The organism is Brevibacterium ammoniilyticum, assembly GCF_038429965.1.
In the GTDB taxonomy this organism is placed as follows: domain Bacteria; phylum Actinomycetota; class Actinomycetes; order Actinomycetales; family Brevibacteriaceae; genus Brevibacterium; species Brevibacterium ammoniilyticum.
In genome coordinates, this window is the sequence record NZ_BAABNP010000013.1 from 26,241 (window position 1) to 43,939 (window position 17,699).

Sequence of the window (17,699 nt, forward strand, 5' to 3'; positions counted from 1 at the left end):
GCACGCCCTTCGCCGCAGGGTTGCCCGGCTCCCGGACGGTTGTCGCACGTCAGGGCTCGGACTGTAGACTGAGCGGCATGGAAGAAAACCTCGTTCTGCTCGAAATCGTCTTCTCCGGTCTCGTCGGCATCGCCGCGCTCGGCGCAGCAGGTGTCGCCTACAAGGTCGTCAAGTCCCTCATCGTGGTCAATCGCTGATACCCATGATCGAGATCGACGCCTCAGTCAACCCGGAACTCGTTCCCCTCTCGTGGCTCATCGGCTCATGGGAAGGCGTCGGCGTCGTCGGATACGCCGACACCCCTGAGAAGCAGTTCGGCCAGCGCATCGAATTCGTCGCGCACCCGGGCACCCCGTACCTCCAGTACAACGCGCACGCGTGGCTGCTCACCGAGGACGGCGAACTCGACTCGACCCTGACCCTGGAGACCGGGATCTGGCAGCTCGTGCGTCCGCGCGACGCCGGGGACGTCGGACCCGGGATGCTCGTGCCCACCGAGGAGCCGAGCTTCACCTCGGCGGCGGCGGTCGAGACCCTGCGGACGAACGACGACGCCTTCGAGATCGAAGCCGAGATCGTCCACCCCCACGGTGTCATGGAGCTCTACGCCGGCTACGTCAAGGGCCCGCGCATCGACCTGAGCACCGACGTCGTGGCCAGGACGAAGACCGCGAAGGAGTACACGGCCTCGACCCGCATGTACGGTCTCGTCGGCGGCGAGCTGATGTGGGCGTGGGACATGGCCGCCCTCGGCCATGAACTCGCCACCCACTCCTCGGCGAGGCTGAAGAAGCTCAGCTGAGATGACCGGGACACCGGACCCCGACACCCGCCCCGACGCGGACCCGACCGACACCCTTGCGGGCGCAGGTGACACCACCCCCGCCGAGGCGACCCCGCCTCCGCGACCGTCCTCCCTGTCGCGCGGGCTGAGTTCGTCCGCGGTCCTCGGCACCGGGGATCTCGCACAGACGCCGATGCACTACGGGGAGCCGCTGCGCGAACAGCGGGCGCTCGCCGAACGCGGCGCGATCGTCGACCTCCCGCACCTGCGCGTCCTCCGCCTCACCGGAGCCGACCGGCTCACCTGGCTCAACTCGATCACGACGCAGAAGCTCGACACCCTGGCCCCCGGGGTCTCCACCGAGACCCTCGTCCTCGACCCCAACGGCCGCATCGAAGGCTGGCTGCGGCTGATCGACGACGGTGAGGCGCTGTGGGCGCTGAGCGACCTGCGCACCGATGACACCCTCGACTTCCTCCGCCGCATGGTCTTCATGATGCGCGTGGAGATCGAGGACCTCAGCGACGACTTCCAGGCCATCGGCGCCGTGCGCGCCCTCCCCGAATCCCTGCCGGTCACCCGGGTCTGGGCCGATCCGTGGCCGCACATCGGCACGGGCTCGGCCTCGTACGCGCAGGTCGACCTCGGCGAGCACGTCGCCGGCACCGACCATCCCGGCCTCGAGACACCGTTCGTCATCGGCATCGTCGCCCGGGCCGATCTCGCCGGCACCTCGGCGAGCGAATACCGCCTGGCCGGGTTCGACGCGTGGGAGGCCCTGCGGGTCGCCGCCTGGCGGCCGGGCCGCAACGAGATCGATCACAAGTCCCTCGTCGGCGAACTCGACCTGCTCCGCACCTCCGTCCACCTCGCGAAGGGCTGCTACCGCGGTCAGGAGGCCGTCGCCCGGGTGCACAACCTCGGCCAGCCGCCCCGGCGCCTCGTCTTCGTCCACCTCGACGGGTCCGGGCACATCCACCCCGACCCCGGCGCCGAGGTGCTCGCCGCCGTCCGCGGCACGCAGCGTCCCGTGGGCGAACTGACCTCGGTCGCCCAGCACTACGAGCTCGGGCCCATCGGGCTCGCGGTCGTCAAGCGCACCGTCGCCGCCGACGCTCCGCTCAGCGTCGACCTCGGCGAGGGCGGGATCGTCACCGGCGCCCAGGAGATCATCGTCGCCCCCGAACGCGGACACGACCGGACCCTGCCCGGCCGCAACCGCGACGTCGACATGCGGAATCAGCACCGCTGAGAACCTCCCACCCGGCCCCGCGCCGAGGCGGGGGTGCCCCGGTGACGGTCGGTCGCCTCGGCGAGGGGATCGTCCGTGATGAGAGCCCCTGCCGTGACCCCGGAACGACCCCGGCGGTGACGCGGAGATGACGACGGATTCCGCACCTTTCGGCAGGCCTGAATACGGGTTCTGCCCACCAGACGGACTCGGTATGACAAGAACCGTCGTCACACTCTATTGTTCCCGTTATGACAGCTTTGGAGATTGGCGGCGAAGCGCTGCCGCAGGAACGCAAGATCGTCACCGAGATCCCGGGACCGAAGTCCCGTGAGATCGAGGCCAGGCGGTCGAGCGCCGTCGCGACCGGTGTCGGCTCGAGCCTGCCGGCCTACGTCGTGGCCGCCGGAGGAGGAATCCTCAAGGACGTCGATGGCAACCAGCTCATCGACCTGGGCTCGGGCATCGCCGTGACCACCGCGGGCAACTCGAACCCCCGCGTCGTCAAGGCCGCGACCGAGCAGCTCGAGGCCTTCACGCACACGTGCTTCATGGTCAACCCGTACGAGAGCTACGTCGAGGTCGCCGAGGCGCTCAACCGGCTCACCCCCGGTGACCACGAGAAGCGGACCGTGCTGCTCAACTCGGGCGCCGAGGCGGTCGAGAACGCCGTGAAGATCGCCCGTGCCCACACCGGCCGGGACGCCGTCGTCGTCTTCGACCACGCGTACCACGGTCGCACGAACCTGACGATGGCGATGACTGCGAAGGCCCACCCGTACAAGGCCGGCTTCGGTCCCTTCGCCGGCGAGGTCTACCGCGCCCCCATGTCCTACCCGTTCCGCGACAACGACGCGGCCGGCACGAAGGTCAGCGGTGAAGAGGCGGCCAAGCGCGTCATCACGATGATCGAGAAGCAGATCGGCGCCGAGCACGTCGCCGCGATCGTCATCGAACCCATCCAGGGTGAGGGCGGCTTCATCGTTCCCGCCGAGGGCTTCCTGCCGACTCTCGTCGAGTTCGCTGGTGAGAACGGCATCGTCTTCGTCGCCGACGAGGTCCAGGCCGGCTTCGCCCGCACGGGCAAGATGTTCGCCTCCGAATGGGAGGACATCGTCCCCGACCTCATCACCACCGCGAAGGGCATTGCCGGCGGTCTGCCTCTCTCGGCCGTGACCGGTCGCGCGGAGATCATGGACTCGGTCGGCCCGGGTCGCCTCGGCGGCACCTACGGCGGCAACCCCACCGCGTGTGCGGCCGCCCTCGGTGCGATCGAGGCGTATGAGAACGACGGTCTGCTCGAACGCGCGACCGAGATCGGCGAACTCATCACCGATCGTCTCGTCAAGCTCCAGGCGAAGTACCCGGAGATCGGCGACATCCGCGGCCGCGGCGCCATGATCGCCGCTGAGTTCGTGGGTCGCGACTCGATCGACCCGAACCCCGAACTCGTCAAGGAGCTCGCGGCCTACGCGGCGAAGAACGGCGTCCTCGTCCTCACGACGGGCACCTTCGGCAACGTGCTGCGCTTCCTTCCGCCGCTGACGATCTCCGACGAACTGCTGAACGACGGCTTCGACGTCATCGAGGCAGGTCTCGCCGAGATCCTCGGCTGAACAGCGGTCGACGGCCGAGCCCGGTCGTCGGCGCTGCGCTGAACGACTGCGACCCTGCTCGCCCCCGGTGCCGGATTCCTTCCGGTCGGGGTGCGGGCAGGGTCGTTCGTATTGGGGGAGTCAGCGGCTCCTGCCGCGACGCCGCTCGGCGATCTTCTCTCTGACGGTGTCGATCGCGAGCTCACCGACGAGCATCGCCACCCCGAGGCCGAGGACGATGACGAACGAGAGGAGCCCCTCTTCGGGGGAGTCGAAGAGGAAGGACAGAGCGCCGTTGAGGATCGCCGCGGGAACCGCGATGAGGACGAGGCAGAGGATGACGACGACGGTTCCCACGGTCCTCTTCGAGGTGTTCCGCAGCCAGCTTCTGATCATGATGGGGTCCTTGAGCTGACGGTGATGAGAGTGAGCGGCCCATTCCGTGTCGATTCGGCGACGGACGGCCGAGGTCATCGTAGTCAACGTGCGGGCCAGTTCGCCTCACACGAAAGTATGAGATCGGGTCGGCGATCTGCGATCCTTGACGCCGGTGAATGTCGCACGCACGACCTCGGGTGGGCTCACAGCACCGATCGCTGCTTACCCGACTCACGCGGCCGTGGGACGAACGAGGCGAAAACGGCGAGATGTAGGACAATAGTAGTCATGCGTGCGTTGACAGAGGACGGATCCGGGGCTCGAGGAAGCACCTCGGTGTGGCGATTCCTGCGCGGACCGCGCTTCGTCGATCTGCCCATCCGGGCCTTCGCTCTTGTCATGGGACTGACCGCCCTCGTCCCGGGAGCCTTCGAACTCGACGAGCCGCTCTACGTCGTCCTCACCGCACTCGCCTACGTGCTCATCGTCGTCGCACCGTTCCTGCCGTTCACCGTCGTCATCTCCTCGGCGGTCCTCAGCGGCGTGTTCCTCTGGCAGTACCCCGACTTCGAGAACATGTTCACGGAGTCGCTCATCCTCGCCACCGCCGTCCTGTTCAGCTATATGCGCTGGTGGGCGGCCGGCCTCGGCACGCTGTGCCTGCTCGCCTATCAGCTGACCGCGACCGCGCAGGGCGGACTCGACGGCGGTCCCGAAGGCCTCATCGACCTCGGCTACGGCTGGCTGACGACGTGCCTCGTCGGTGCGGCCGCCGGTTTCGTCGAACTGCGGATCCGACGCGAGATCACCCGCCGTGAGCAGGCCGCCGCGGAGAACGCGAGAGCGCTCGAGACGATGCGGACGCGCTTCACGAGCGACACCCACGACACGATCTCGCACTCCCTGTCGACCGAGGCGGCGATCATCAAGACGCTCGGCCGGAACCCGCACGCGCTCGGTTCGGATCGGATGATCGCCGAACTCGCGATGGTCAACGCCGAGGCTGCGAAGCGACTGCGCCAGCTCGTCGGCCGCCTCCGCGAGGATGCCCCGACCAGCCCCCACATCGAGCTCCAGGCCGAAGCCCACCTGCTCACCTCGGCGATCGAGGACGGCAGTGCGGCCGGGGGAGTGCGCGTCTCGACGACCGTGGGCACCCTGCCCGAATTCGCCTCGCCGGCCGTGGGCGAGCACTTCACCGCGTTCATCCTCGAACTCGCGACGAACGTCATCCGCTATTCGACCCCCGGCACCGCGTCGACCCTCGAGATCGTCGCCCGCCGGACCGTTCCGCGGTCGGTCGAACTCAGCTACACGAGCATCAACGTCGCCGACGCACCCCTGGCCCAGGTGCCGAGGTCCCTGAACACCCGCGCCGAGGCGGTCGGCGGGCGGGTTCTCGTCAGCGCGGATCCGCAGGGTCGGGTCGTCGTCACCGTCACCCATCCGCTCGAACTCGTCGACTCCGAGGTGGGTGTCGAAGCCGTGCCCGTCAAGGACGACTTCCGCGATCAGAACGCGAGATCGGCTGCGCTCGGCGGTGGTACGGACAGTGCGGGCATCGGTCATTCGGGCGCGGTCGGCGCGACTTCCGGTCATGACCGCTCTCTGAGCATCGCCACGCGCGGCGGGACAGGTCGGTCCGTCGGTTCCCCCGAGGATGAGGAGCTGACCCTCCACCGCGGACACTCCCATCGCCGCCTCGAGGACCGTCGGGCGTGAGCGAACCGACGGCTGTGGTGCGACCCGCCTCGGTGCTCATCGTCGACGACGACCGGTGGACGACGCGGGCCGTCGCTGCGGCGCTGCGGGAGTCAGGGTCCTTCGACGTCCTCGACCCCCAGCATTCCGGTGAGGACGGTGTCGAGGCCTTCGCCCGCCTGCGACCGAGCCTCGTGCTCATGGACGTCAATATGCCGCCGGGGATGAGCGGGGTCGACGCGACGAAGGAGATCATCGCGCTCGAGCCGAAGGCCACGATCGTCCTGCTCACCACGGTCTCGCCCGGTCCCGGGCTCGCCCGCGCGCTCGAGGCCGGAGCGATGGCGGCCGTCAACAAGTCCGCCTCCGATGCCGAACTCGTCCGCGTCGCCGAGGCGGCCCTCGACGGGGACTCTCCCGTGCTCTTGCGCTCCCTGGCCGAGGACATCCTCATCAGTGGGGACACCGTTCCCGACGTGCCCTCCCAGGCACCGGCGCTGACCGAGATGGAGCACACCGTGCTCATCGAGGTCTGCGAGGGCCGCGACTATTCGGAGATCGCCGAGAGGCACTTCATCACGATGCACACGGTGAAGAGCCACGCCCGGAATCTGCGGATCAAACTCGGTGCGAAGAACCTCGCGCAGGTCGTCGTCCGTGCGATCCAGTACAAGTTCTACTCGCCCGAATAGGCTTCTACTCGCCCGAATAGGCGGTGCGGGACGGTCGGGTCCTGAGAAAGTCGCGCAATCTCATCCTTTCGTGCGATGACACATGGCTGCGCGCCCGTCAGAGTGGATGGCTGGGGCGTCGACGATGTGCGGCGGCCTGAGCGCGGGATCATGCCTGTGCTCGGCGGAACGGAGCGACGGGGAAGAGGCGATTCGAATGGACATGGACATGTCGATGGGGGCCGTGGGGTTCCTGATCACACTCGTGTACGTCGCGGTGACGGTGCTCGTCCTCGCGATCCTCATCGTCGGCTTGGCCGTGCTCATCAAGGTCAATCGGCTGCTCGGTGATCGGCTCAAGGCGCAGAAGGCAGCCGACCGCACCCGATCCTTCGCGCACCTCGTCCCCACCGATTCGGCGCATGCAGGCGCGTCCGCGCACCAGCCCGCGACGCCGGCTGCATCACAGGCGACGGCGCACATTCCGCCCGCGCCGACGACGCCTCCTGCGCATCAGTCCGCACCACAGGCCCCGGATGCCGCGGAAGAGATCCGTGATTGAGTGGGCCTATGAGTGAACCGACGACTCTCACCCTCGCACGTCTCATCCGCGAGTCGGCCGACATCCTGCTGCCGCTCAATCGCACCGACGGTGAGACCGCGGTCCGACGCATCGACTTCGACCTCGATGTCGACCGCAACGACCCTCGTGGACTGAACGGGACGGTCGTTCTCATCACCGAAGCAGCAGCGCAACTCGATCGCCTCCTCGAGAGCTATCGCGGGGCGGCGGCTCTCGTCGTCGCGCCCGGGGCTCACGCTCACCTCGGCGATGAGGCGATCAACCCGAGCACCGCCGCCCTCCCCCTCGTCCTCGAACGCACCGCTGGCGTCACCTGGGCGGAGACGCTCCTCCACCTGCGGCAGCTCGCCGAGGGTGCCTCCACGGCTCTCACCTGGCCGGATGTCGACGATCTCAGCTCGCTCGCCGCGGTCATCGCGGATTCGACTCGGGCATCGATCACGATCGAGGACCCGGCGTCGCGCGTGCTCGCCCACGCCAACCTCGGCGACGATCTTGACGATATCCGCAAGCAGACGATCCTCACCGGGGCGATCCCGGACTGGCGGATCGCCCAGCTCGAGGAGTCAGGGTTCCTCCCGGCCGTCCGCGCGTCGACCGATGTCGTCGAGCGCCCGGCCACCGCGGACGATCCCGCGCGGTCGGTCATCGCCCTGCGCAGCGACGGGGAGATGCTCGGCACGATCTGGGCCGCCTACCCCGCCGAGGTGGACCCCGGAACCGTCCGCGACATCCTCCGGGAGGCCGCCCGGGCCGCGGTGCCCGTCATGCTGCGGACCTTGCGGCGCTCGCCGTTCGACGCACGCATCCGGGCCGAGGCGCTCGGGTCGATCCTCGCCGGCACCCACGATCTCGCCCCGGCCGCGACCCTGCTCTCCCTGCCGTTCGCCGGCCACTACACGGCGCTGGCGCTGAATCCGCTGCCCGCCGATGCCGAGGCGCTTCTCCGCTTCCATCTGCGTGCCGCGTTCGCCGACGTCGTCCTCGCCCGCATCGCCGACCGGGTCGCCATCCTCCTCCAATCAGCGGAGGCGACCGACGAAGAGGACGTGCGCGAACGCATCGTCGACACCCTCGAGAGGACCATGCCCACCGGCGCGAGGCTCACCATCGGAGTGGGGGCGAGTGTGCACCGCCTCGATGGCGTCCACGAGTCGTGGACGGACGCCGTCTACGTGTTCGACGCCCTCGAGGCGCTCGCCGACCCCGACTCCGCCTCCTTTGAGGAAGGCAGCCCCGAGGACCTGCCCAGGTGGTCGTCGACCTCGGTTCACGCCGCGATCGCGGCGGACCTCCCGGCCGAACTCGTCGGCCTCGAGATCGCCGATGCCCTCACCGAGGCGGATCCGCGGATCGCCGCGCCCGCGAAGATCCTCGCCGTCCACGATGCCGCCCACCAGGGTCAGCTCGTGCGCACCGTCGAGGTGTACTTCGAGACGGTGGGCAACTCCGCCGAGGCGTCCCGGCGCCTCCACGTCCACGCGAACTCCCTGCGCCACCGCCTCTTCCGCATCGAGGAGCTCACCGGACTCTCACCGATGCGCCGAGCGGACCGGTTGTGGCTCGAGTGCTCTCTGCTCGTCCTCGACCGGCAGCGTCGACGTCCGACAGGATCCGAGTCGTGAGGCGCCGTCGTGCCCTCATGTGGACGGGAGGAATCCTCGGCACCCTCGTCGTCGCGTTCCTCGCCGGCTGCTTCGCGTACCGCACCGTGATGTCGTCGGTCATCGTCCAGAGCGCCCTCTATGACAGCGTGCCCTCGTTCGTCGACTGTTCGCGGGTCCCCGACAGCGGCATCGTCGAATCCGCCGTGATCGACTTCCCGACCTTCGACGACTCCGAGGCGATCGCCGTGCCCCGGTGCCAGGGCGCGATCATCGAAGTCCAGTACGGTTCCCACACGACCCGCGAGAAGATCGAATCCTTCCTGCGGACCAACGGCACTTGGGATCGGTCGGCCGGCTGGTGGTGGAAGTCGATCCCCGTCCAGCTGCGCAACGTGTGACGACGACGGGTGAGGCTCCCATTGTGAGAATCCCACAATCGGCTGGCGTCGACGTTGGAGGATCGTCGCCGCATCGGCCCAGGTGAGGCCGTCTACAGTGGCGGTATGCCGTCTCGCACAGTCAGTGGACAGTCCTCCGTCGCCGAGGTGCCCGCCGCCGTCAGCGCATCCGACCGCCGAGCGCTCGCGATCGCACGGATCGCCCGCGCCACTGCTTCAGACGCCGGTATCGAGAGCATCGGCAGCGAGGATGCCTCTGCTTCGGATGCCGGTCTCGATCTCGCATCCACTGATCGTTCCGTCCCGACGCCCGGAGGCGTTCCGACGCCCGGAGGCGTCCCGGCGCTCAGCGATGCCTCGCCCGTCATCGGGCTCCTCGACCTCGACGAGGTGGACGCGGCGTTCACGGCACTGACCACGGCCTTCGCCGCCGACACCGCAGTCCTCCACGCCGTCGCATGCAAAGCGGTGCCGCTGCTGCCCGTGCTGCGTCTCCTCGCCGAGGCGGGAGCCGGGTGTGAGGTCGCGAGCCCGGGGGAGCTCGAACTCGCCCTCGCCGCGGGGTTCGGTCCGGAGAGGATCGTCTTCGACTCTCCCGCGAAGACCATGAGCGAGCTGCGTCGCGCCCTCGACCTCGGCGCCGCGATCAACGTCGACAACTGGGAGGAGCTCGACCGCCTCGACGGACTGCTCGGCGAGCACCCGGGCACCGCCTCGGCGATCGGGGTGCGCATCAACCCGCAGACCGGGGTCGGGGAGATCGGAGCGCTGAGCACGGCGACGGCGACCTCGAAGTTCGGCATCGGCCTCGCCGACCCCGGTGCGCGTGAGGCGCTCGTCGAGGCGTTCCTCGCCCGGCCGTGGCTGAGCTGGATCCACGTCCATTCGGGTTCGCAGGGGATGACCCTCGACCAGATCGCCGAAGGAGTCGCCGTCGCCGTCGACCTCGCCCGCGAGATCAATCTTCGCGCCGAGGGTCGGCAGGTCACCGGCATCGACATCGGCGGGGGACTGCCGGTGAACTTCTTCGGCGACGAGGTGACGCCGACCTTCGCCGACTACCGCGCCGTCCTCGACGCCCGGGTGCCGGGGCTCGTCGACTTCGACATCGTCACCGAATTCGGGCGGTCCCTGCTCGCGAAGGCCGGGACGATCCTCACCCGCGTCGAGTACGCGAAGACCACCGGCGGACGCCGCATCGCGATGACCCATGCCGGAGTCCAGGTCGCCACCCGCACCGCGTACGCCCCTGCCGACTGGCCCCTGCGCATCCTCCCGTTCACCGCCGACGGCAGGCCCAAGGTCGCTGACGCCTCCGCCGAGGTGATCGCCACCGATGTCGCGGGACCTGCCTGCTTCGCCGGTGACCTCCTCGCCGAGGACCGTCTCCTTCCCCGGCTCGACGCCGGCGACCTCGTCGCCGTCCCCGACACGGGCGCGTACTACTTCTCGAACCCGTTCTCCTACAACCTCCTGCCCCGTGTCCCCGTCTACGGCTACCGGACGACGGGCGCGCCAGCGGACGGGATCACGGATCCGGGGGACCGCCTCGGCGAGGGAAGCCTGGACTTCGCCCTCATCCGCCGCGGGCAGACGATCGCGGAACTCCTCGCCGAGGCAGGGGAGGAGGCGAGCTCTCCGGCACTGCGATCGCGCCGGGACACAGCCGGGCAGAGGTCCCCGAAAAACGACGGCGAAGAATCTACTATGAGGTAATAGCAGGGTCTCACCTGGACTTATGGTCCACGAGGTCCCGACAACGAGCGGAAGGACAATGATGTTCACCCATAAGCAGCTGCGCAGACCCCTTGCCGGAATCGCCGCGATCGCCCTGACCCTGGGACTGTCCACGGCACCGGTCAGGGCGGAGTCGACGAGCCCCGAATCGCCGAGCGCCGAGTCATCCGGTGCCGCCGACGCCTCGACGCTGAGGATCGCCACCGACGGATTCATCGACTCCTTCAACCCGTTCACGTCCTTCTACCTCCTGCCGACGAACACGTTCCGGTACATGTACGAGAACCTCGTCGCCAACGACGCGAAAGACGGGTCGATCACGGAGGGGCTCGCAACAGAATGGACAACCGACGACTCCGGCACTGTCTGGACGTACACGATCCGACCGAACATGAAATGGTCCGACGGTCAGCCGCTGACCGCGAACGATGTCGTGTGGACGTACACACAGATGATGGAGAACGAGGACATGGCCGTGGCCAACGGCAGCCTCGTGGAGAACTTCGCCAAGGTCGAAGCCCCCGATGACGGCACCGTCGTCATCACGCTGAAGAAGGCGCAGGCGAACAATCCCGGCCAGGAGATCCCCGTCGTCCCCGAACACGTGTGGTCGAAGATAGACAAGCCCGGAGAATTCAAGAACGACAAGAACACCGTCGGATCGGGACCGTTCCAGCTGGTCAGCTACGAGGCGAACAAATCGGTCACGCTCAAGGCCAACCCGAACTTCTGGCGCGGCAAGCCCAAGCTCGACGGAATCCAGTACCGCTACTACACCAACTCCGACGCGCAGGTCCAGGCGATCCGCTCGGGCGAGGTCGACATGATCACGGGGCTGAGCCCCGAACAGTTCACGGCGATCAAAGGCGCCGAGGGCGTCGAACTCAACGACGGCAACGGACGCCGCTTCAACAGCATCTCGATCAACTCCGGACTCGCCGATGCCAAGGGCAAGGCGTTCGGCACCGGCAACGAGGCGCTCAAGGATAAGAGGGTCCGACAGGCCATCCGCGCCGGCATCGACCTCGAGACCCTGCGCAAGCAGGTCATGCAGGACTACGCACAGCCGGCGACGAGCTTCATCCCCGCGATCTACTCGACCTGGGCGCTGCCGGCCGACAGCCCGGTGATCAGCGGCTACGACGTCGAGAAGGCGAAGTCGCTGCTCGACGAGGCCGGTTGGAAGCCGGGCTCCGACGGTATCCGCGAGAAGGACGGGAAGAAGCTCGAACTCCGATTCCTCACCGACGCCTCGGCGCCGATCGAGCAGAACACGGCGAAGTTCCTGCAGCCGTGGATGAAGGAGATCGGCATCCAGCTCAAGAACGAGTCGAGCGACGCCGACACCGTCTCCGAACGCTCGACCAAGGGCGACTACGACATGTACTTCTCCGGTTGGTCGATCAACCCGGACCCCGACTACCAGCTGAGCATCAACACCTGCGGCAACCGTCCCGATGCCGAAGGCAACGGCGGCACCACCCAGGACGGCTACTGCAACCCCGAGTTCGACAAGCTCTACCAGGCGCAGCACGTCGAACTCGACCAGGGCAAGCGAGCCGAGCTCGTCAAGCAGGAGCTCGCGATGAACTACGAGGACACCCCCTCGATCGTGCTCTGGTACCCCAACCAGCTCGAGGCCTACCGTTCGGACAGGTTCACCGGCTTCACGAAGCAGCCCTCCGACGGCGGCGCGATCGCCAACCAGGTCGGCTACTGGGGCTACACCTCGGTCGAACCGGTGAGCGAATCCACCGGCTCCGAGGACGGCGGCGGGCTGAGCGCCGGCGCCTGGATCGGCATCGCGGTCGCCGTCATCGTCGGCGGTGGCGGAGTCCTCTGGTTCGCGACGCGGAAGCGGAACGCCGACGACCGCGAATAGTCCCGATGTCCCGGGCGGCGCTGCCGCGGTGGGCGAACCGCGCGGTGCGCGAGGAGTGGTGCGCTTCAGCGCCCGCACCGCACGCCACGGCCGCGCAACCCGCACCGCCGTGGCACACCGCACATCGCGGCTGCGCCGCACACCGCGGTCGCGCCGCCCGGGCCACCCGTTGAGGAGCTGAGCAGTGACTTCACCCACCGACAACCCGCTTGACCGAGGCGACACCACAGGTAACCGCGCCGACCCCGGCAACGACACCGCCACGTCGACAACCACCCCCGCCGAGGCCTCCGACGACCTCACCGCCGCGTCCGCGCTCGAGGTCCGGTCCGACGTCGACGAGCCGCCGAAGGGCGCCTCCTTCGCCCGGTACTTCCTGCGCAAACTCGGCGGCGCGGCGATCTCGATGGTCCTCGTCGTCGTCCTCGGCTTCTTCGCCTTCCGCATGCTGCCCGGCGACCCCGTGCTCAAGATCGCGAAGGAACGGCCGATGAGCCCGGCCCAGATCGCCGAGCTGCGCAGCCAGTACGGCCTCGACAAACCGCTCATCGTCCAGTTCTGGGACTACCTCGTCGGCATCGTCACGGGCAACCTCGGCGAATCCTATGTCTACCGCAAACCCGTCGCCGCCCTCATCGGCGAGTACCTCGGCCCCACCCTGCTGCTCACCGGCACCGCCGCGGTCATCGCGATCGCGCTCGGGCTGTGGCTCGGCCAGGTCTCGGCATGGCGGCGCAATTCGCTCTTCGACCGCCTCGCCTCGTCGACGGCGCTCGTCCTCTGGTCGGTGCCGACGTTCTGGCTCGGCCTCATCCTTCTCATGGTCTTCGGCGGCACCCTGCAATGGCTGCCGACCGGCGGCATGATCACCCCCGGCCTCGACCCGTGGTCACCGGCGGGGATCCTCGACGTGGCGGAGCACCTCATCCTGCCCGTCGTCACCCTCGTCGCCGTCGTCTACGCGCAGTTCCTCATGGTCATGCGCGCCTCCCTCATCGAGGAGATGACCGAGGACTACCTCACGACCGCCCGTGCGAAGGGCCTGACCGAGGACGAGGTGCGCCGCCGGCACGCCGTCCCCAACGCCCTCCTGCCCACGGTCACGGTCGTCTTCCTCCACCTCGGCGGACTCATCGCCGGCGCCGTCACCGTCGAAGCGGTGTTCTCGTGGCCGGGGCTGGGCAAACTGACGTTCGACGCGATCAGCGGCCCCGACCTGCCGCTGCTCCAGGGCACGTTCGTCGTGTTCTCCGCGCTCATCATCGTCATGAACCTCGCCGCCGACCTCGTCTACCGTTTCCTCGATCCGAGAGTGAGGAGGGCATGATGAGCAAGGACACTCCCGCCGAGGCGGCCCCCGGCTCCCCGTCGTCCCCGCAGCCCCGTACGCCGGCCGTCGACGGCAGCAGGCTCGTGCGCGAACGCCGGCTGGCGAACCTCCGCCGCAACTGGCACGCCTTCCGCACGGATACCCCGGCGATGATCGGCGCGATCGTGCTGCTGATCTTCGTCCTCATGGCGATCTTCGCGCCGGTCATCGCCCCGGCCTCGATGCTCGACGTGACGAAGCAGCTCGATGTGCCGAAGTACGCCCCTCCCAGCCTCGCCCACCCCTTGGGCACCGACGACTTCGGGCGGGAGATCTGGGCGCGCATCGTCTGGGGTTCCCGCGTGTCCCTCCTCGTCGGGGTCGCAGCCACCCTGATGTCGATGGTCATCGGTACGATCATGGGTCTGGCCGCAGGGCACTTCACCGGCATCGTCGGGGCGATCGTCATGCGCCTCATCGACTTCTTCCTCGTCCTGCCCTCGCTGCTGCTGGCGATCGTCCTCTCCACCGTCCTCGACCGGGGAGTCTTCACGATCGTCATCGCCATCGGCATCACCTCGTGGGCGTCGACGGCTCGGATCGTGCGGGCCCAGACGCTCAGCGTCGAGTCCCGGCTCTACATCGAACGGGCCCGCATCCTCGGCGCCGGACATAAACACATCCTCTTCAAGCACCTCCTGCCCTCGGTGATGCCGCTCGTGCTCGCGAACACGACCCTGACCGTCGGCAGCGCGATCATCGCCGAATCGACGCTCGCGTTCCTCGGCCTCGGGGACACGAGCAAGGAGTCCTGGGGCACGATCCTGAAGAACTCGATGGACGCCTCGGCGGCGACCTCGGGCTACTGGTGGTACGTGCTTCTCCCGGGCATCGCGATCCTCCTCGTCGTCCTCGCGTTCACGATGGTCGGCCGTGCGCTCGAAGCCATCATCAACCCGACCCTGAGGAGCCGCCGATGACCGATCTCCGCTTCGAGGACGTCTCGATCACCTACCGCTCCTCGTCATCCCGCGGCGACGTGCCCGCGGTCATCGACGTCAGCCTCGACCTGCCCTCGGGCTCCACGCTGGGGATCGCCGGCGAATCCGGGTCGGGGAAGTCGACGCTGGTCATGTCGGCCCTGCGGCTGCTGCCGAAGTCGGCCAGGCTGGAAGGCCACGTCCGCCTCGGCGGGAAGGACATCGCGGACCTCAGCTTCGGCGAGATCCGCGCCGTCCGGTGGGCGCAGGCCTCGATCGTCTTCCAGGGTGCGCTCCATTCGCTCAACCCCGTCCGGAAGGTGGGGCGGCAGATCGTCGAGGCGCTGAGTCATCATGCGAAGGGAACGTGGACGACCCCGGAGCTGCGGCAGGCCCGGATGCTCGAACTCCTCGCCGAAGTCGACCTCGATCCGGGCAAGGCCGAGGCCTACCCGCACGAGCTCTCCGGCGGGCAGAAGCAGCGGATCATGATCGCGATGGCGCTCGCGTGCGAACCCGCCATCATCATCGCCGACGAACCGACGACCGCCCTCGACGTCATCGTCCAGAAGCAGATCCTCACCGGGCTGGCGTCCCTCGTCGCCGAGCGCGGCATCTCGCTGCTCATGATCAGCCACGACCTCGCCGTGCTCTCCGCCGTGTGCGAGTACCTCGCGATCATGCGCCACGGTCGGCTCGTCGAATACGGGCCGAGCGACGAGGTGTGCCTGAATCCGCAGGCGGAGTACACGAAGCAGCTCGCCGGGGCGTTCCCGCAGATCGGGGACCCCGAATCGCGGCTGCATCCGCGAACGGCCAAACCCGCCGAGGTGCGCGTGGCCGAACCGATGACGATGACCGACGAGGTGGTCCTCGAGGCGAAGGACCTGTCCGTGACCTTCCAGACCAGGCAGGGTCCCGAGCGCGCGGTCCACGGGGTCGACCTCGCCCTGCGACGGGCCGAGATCCTCGCCGTCGTCGGACAGTCGGGGTCGGGGAAGACGACGCTCGCCCGGTCGCTGCTCGGCCTCCAGGAGACCGATCCGGGTTCGCAGATACTCTTCTCAGGCAGGCCCCTGCCGAAGAGGGCGAAGGAGCTGCGGGCGTTCCGGCGGCAGGTGCAGATGGTCCTCCAGGACCCGTCGGGCTCGCTCAACCCGAAGCGCAGCGTCTATGAGGCCGTCGCCGAGGGCCTGCAGGTGCAGAACATCCGAGACGACGAACATGCCCGGGTCATCGCCGCCCTCGAAGCCGCCGAGCTCACTCCGGCCGCCGACTTCATCGAGTCGATTCCGCAGGAGCTCTCCGGCGGGCAGCGCCAGCGCGTCGTCATCGCCGGTGCGCTCGCCCTCGACCCGCAGGTGCTCATCGCCGACGAGCCTGTCGCCTCCCTCGACGCCTCGGTGCGCGGGGAGATCCTCTCCCTGCTCCTGGCACTGCGGAAGAACCTCGGGATGAGCGCACTCATCATCACCCACGACCTCGGTCTGGCATGGAACATCGCTGATACCGTGGCGGTGATGAAGCACGGAGAGATCGTCGAGTACGGACCCGTCGACGAGGTCCTCGCCGATCCCCAGCACGCCTACACGCGCGAACTGCTCGCGGCTGTGCCGCAGCTCGGCAGCCAGAGTCTCGTGGGCAGCCGGGGTCTGGTCGGTGGCCGGAATCTGGTCGGCACCGGAGGTCCGAGTGAGGGGCCTGGTGCTCACGGGGCCGAGGTGTCGGACGGTCGAGCGCGCGGGACCGGACGCGGATGAGCAGTCCGTACCTCGAGTCTCCACCGCTGGTCCCCGGCGACGTCGTCCGCCTCATCGCTCCGTCGGGGCCCACCGACGAGGATTCCCTGCAGCGGGCTGTCTCCGTCCTCGAAGGATGGGGGCTGAACGTCATCCTCGGCGAGCACATCCGGGCCCGTCACCCGCACGTGAGCTACCTGGCCGGCACCGACGAGCAGCGGCGTGCCGACCTCGTCGAGGCGTGGTGCGACCCGACCGCCGCGGCGGTCATCGCCCTGCGCGGCGGCTACGGGGCGATGCGGCTCATCGACGGCCTCGACTTCGCGCAGCTGCGCCGTCACGGCCTGCGACCCGACGGGCGGCCGAAGCTGCTCACCGGCTCCTCCGACATCACGGCTCTCCACCAGGCGTGGGACCACCACCTCGGGGTGGCGACGCTGTTCTGCCCGATGCCCGGCAATGCGCCGTTCAAGGACTCCGCCGTCGTCCCCGCCGAGGTGGCTTCGTGGCTCTTCGCCCCCTGGGCCGGCCGCGAACTCGGCTTCCCGGCGGCAGAAGACGACGCAGCGCGGAGATCCCGGACGCTGAGTGTCGATTCTGCGCACGAAAATCGACACTCAGCGTCCGGGGAATCGCAGCGGGAGGCCGCGCCGCACACTCTTGTGCCCGGAACGGCGACGGGACGGCTGACCGGCGGCAACCTCAGCCTCATCGCCGCCGGCATGGGCAGTCCTGAACTCGCAGGCGTCCGTGAGGCGCGGGAGCTGCGCGGGCCGACGATCGCCCTGCTCGAGGACGTCGACGAGGAGCTCTACCGGCTCGACAACCTCCTCCTGCAGCTCGATCGGGGCGGGTGGTTCGCTTCGGCGGATGCCGTCGTCCTCGGATCGTGGGTCGACTGCGCCCCGATCACCGAGGTCGAAGCGCTCGTCCTCGACTTCCTCGGCGACAGGGGGATGCCGATCGTCTCCGAGATGGGATTCGGACACCACCCCGATGCGCCGAGCGCACCGCTCGGGGTCGAGGTGACGCTCGACGCGCAGGTCGGTGAGCGGCCACGACTGCGGGTGCGGGGCCGTGATGAGTGAACGAGAAGGAGATGTG

The 17,699-nt window shown here is 68.5% G+C and carries 15 protein-coding genes; 14 read left to right on the top strand and 1 reads right to left on the bottom strand.

Annotated features, from left to right (window positions below; genetic code table 11):
* Positions 1 to 202 precede the first annotated feature (202 nt).
* The 3 genes from AAHA49_RS14325 (at position 203) to gabT (ending at position 3,631) form a co-directional block, all read left to right on the top strand.
* Entirely contained in the window at positions 203 to 802 is a 600-nt protein-coding gene (locus AAHA49_RS14325; protein ID WP_009380443.1) for a nitrobindin family protein, read from the top strand.
* A gap of 1 nt (position 803) precedes the next feature.
* Entirely contained in the window at positions 804 to 2,036 is a 1,233-nt protein-coding gene (ygfZ, locus tag AAHA49_RS14330) for a CAF17-like 4Fe-4S cluster assembly/insertion protein YgfZ (RefSeq protein WP_342038754.1), read from the top strand.
* A 230-nt stretch (positions 2,037 to 2,266) separates the two neighbouring features.
* On the top strand, positions 2,267 to 3,631 hold the full coding sequence (gene gabT / locus AAHA49_RS14335) for a 4-aminobutyrate--2-oxoglutarate transaminase (protein ID WP_342038755.1): 1,365 nt from the start codon (positions 2,267 to 2,269) through the stop codon (positions 3,629 to 3,631).
* A 120-nt stretch (positions 3,632 to 3,751) separates the two neighbouring features.
* On the opposite strand, the gene AAHA49_RS14340 is transcribed toward gabT, so the two are convergent.
* A complete protein-coding gene (locus tag AAHA49_RS14340; RefSeq protein WP_342038756.1) occupies positions 3,752 to 4,006 on the bottom strand; it encodes a hypothetical protein in 255 nt (84 codons plus the stop codon).
* Positions 4,007 to 4,276: 270 nt separating this feature from the next.
* On the opposite strand from AAHA49_RS14340, the gene AAHA49_RS14345 reads away from it, so the two are divergent.
* The 11 genes from AAHA49_RS14345 to AAHA49_RS14395 all read left to right on the top strand — a co-directional run bounded on the left by AAHA49_RS14345 (position 4,277) and on the right by AAHA49_RS14395 (position 17,683).
* Positions 4,277 to 5,710 (top strand): sensor histidine kinase, encoded by a 1,434-nt coding sequence (locus tag AAHA49_RS14345; RefSeq protein ID WP_342038757.1) that lies wholly within the window; start codon positions 4,277 to 4,279, stop codon positions 5,708 to 5,710.
* A complete protein-coding gene (locus tag AAHA49_RS14350) occupies positions 5,707 to 6,381 on the top strand; it encodes a response regulator (RefSeq protein WP_342038758.1) in 675 nt (224 codons plus the stop codon). The genes AAHA49_RS14345 and AAHA49_RS14350 overlap by 4 nt, the downstream gene beginning before the upstream one ends.
* Positions 6,382 to 6,577: 196 nt before the next feature.
* Complete coding sequence (locus AAHA49_RS14355) at positions 6,578 to 6,922, top strand: hypothetical protein (protein ID WP_342038759.1); 345 nt, start codon at positions 6,578 to 6,580, stop codon at positions 6,920 to 6,922.
* Positions 6,923 to 6,930: 8 nt separating this feature from the next.
* Entirely contained in the window at positions 6,931 to 8,568 is a 1,638-nt protein-coding gene (locus tag AAHA49_RS14360) for a PucR family transcriptional regulator (protein ID WP_342038760.1), read from the top strand.
* A complete protein-coding gene (locus tag AAHA49_RS14365) occupies positions 8,565 to 8,948 on the top strand; it encodes a hypothetical protein (RefSeq protein WP_342038761.1) in 384 nt (127 codons plus the stop codon). The genes AAHA49_RS14360 and AAHA49_RS14365 overlap by 4 nt, the downstream gene beginning before the upstream one ends.
* A gap of 105 nt (positions 8,949 to 9,053) precedes the next feature.
* Positions 9,054 to 10,664, top strand: coding sequence for a type III PLP-dependent enzyme domain-containing protein (locus AAHA49_RS14370; protein ID WP_342038762.1), 1,611 nt, complete (start codon positions 9,054 to 9,056; stop codon positions 10,662 to 10,664).
* A gap of 61 nt (positions 10,665 to 10,725) precedes the next feature.
* Positions 10,726 to 12,567 carry an ABC transporter substrate-binding protein gene (locus AAHA49_RS14375; protein ID WP_342038763.1) on the top strand — a complete coding sequence of 614 codons (1,842 nt, stop codon included), beginning with the start codon at positions 10,726 to 10,728 and terminating at the stop codon, positions 12,565 to 12,567.
* A gap of 184 nt (positions 12,568 to 12,751) precedes the next feature.
* A complete protein-coding gene (locus AAHA49_RS14380) occupies positions 12,752 to 13,894 on the top strand; it encodes an ABC transporter permease (RefSeq protein WP_259801487.1) in 1,143 nt (380 codons plus the stop codon).
* Positions 13,894 to 14,856 (top strand): ABC transporter permease, encoded by a 963-nt coding sequence (locus AAHA49_RS14385; protein WP_342038764.1) that lies wholly within the window; start codon positions 13,894 to 13,896, stop codon positions 14,854 to 14,856. Before AAHA49_RS14380 ends, AAHA49_RS14385 begins: the two co-directional genes overlap by 1 nt.
* Positions 14,853 to 16,616 (top strand): ATP-binding cassette domain-containing protein, encoded by a 1,764-nt coding sequence (locus tag AAHA49_RS14390; protein WP_342038765.1) that lies wholly within the window; start codon positions 14,853 to 14,855, stop codon positions 16,614 to 16,616. Before AAHA49_RS14385 ends, AAHA49_RS14390 begins: the two co-directional genes overlap by 4 nt.
* Positions 16,613 to 17,683 carry a S66 peptidase family protein gene (locus AAHA49_RS14395; protein WP_342038766.1) on the top strand — a complete coding sequence of 357 codons (1,071 nt, stop codon included), beginning with the start codon at positions 16,613 to 16,615 and terminating at the stop codon, positions 17,681 to 17,683. The genes AAHA49_RS14390 and AAHA49_RS14395 overlap by 4 nt, the downstream gene beginning before the upstream one ends.
* Positions 17,684 to 17,699 lie beyond the last annotated feature (16 nt).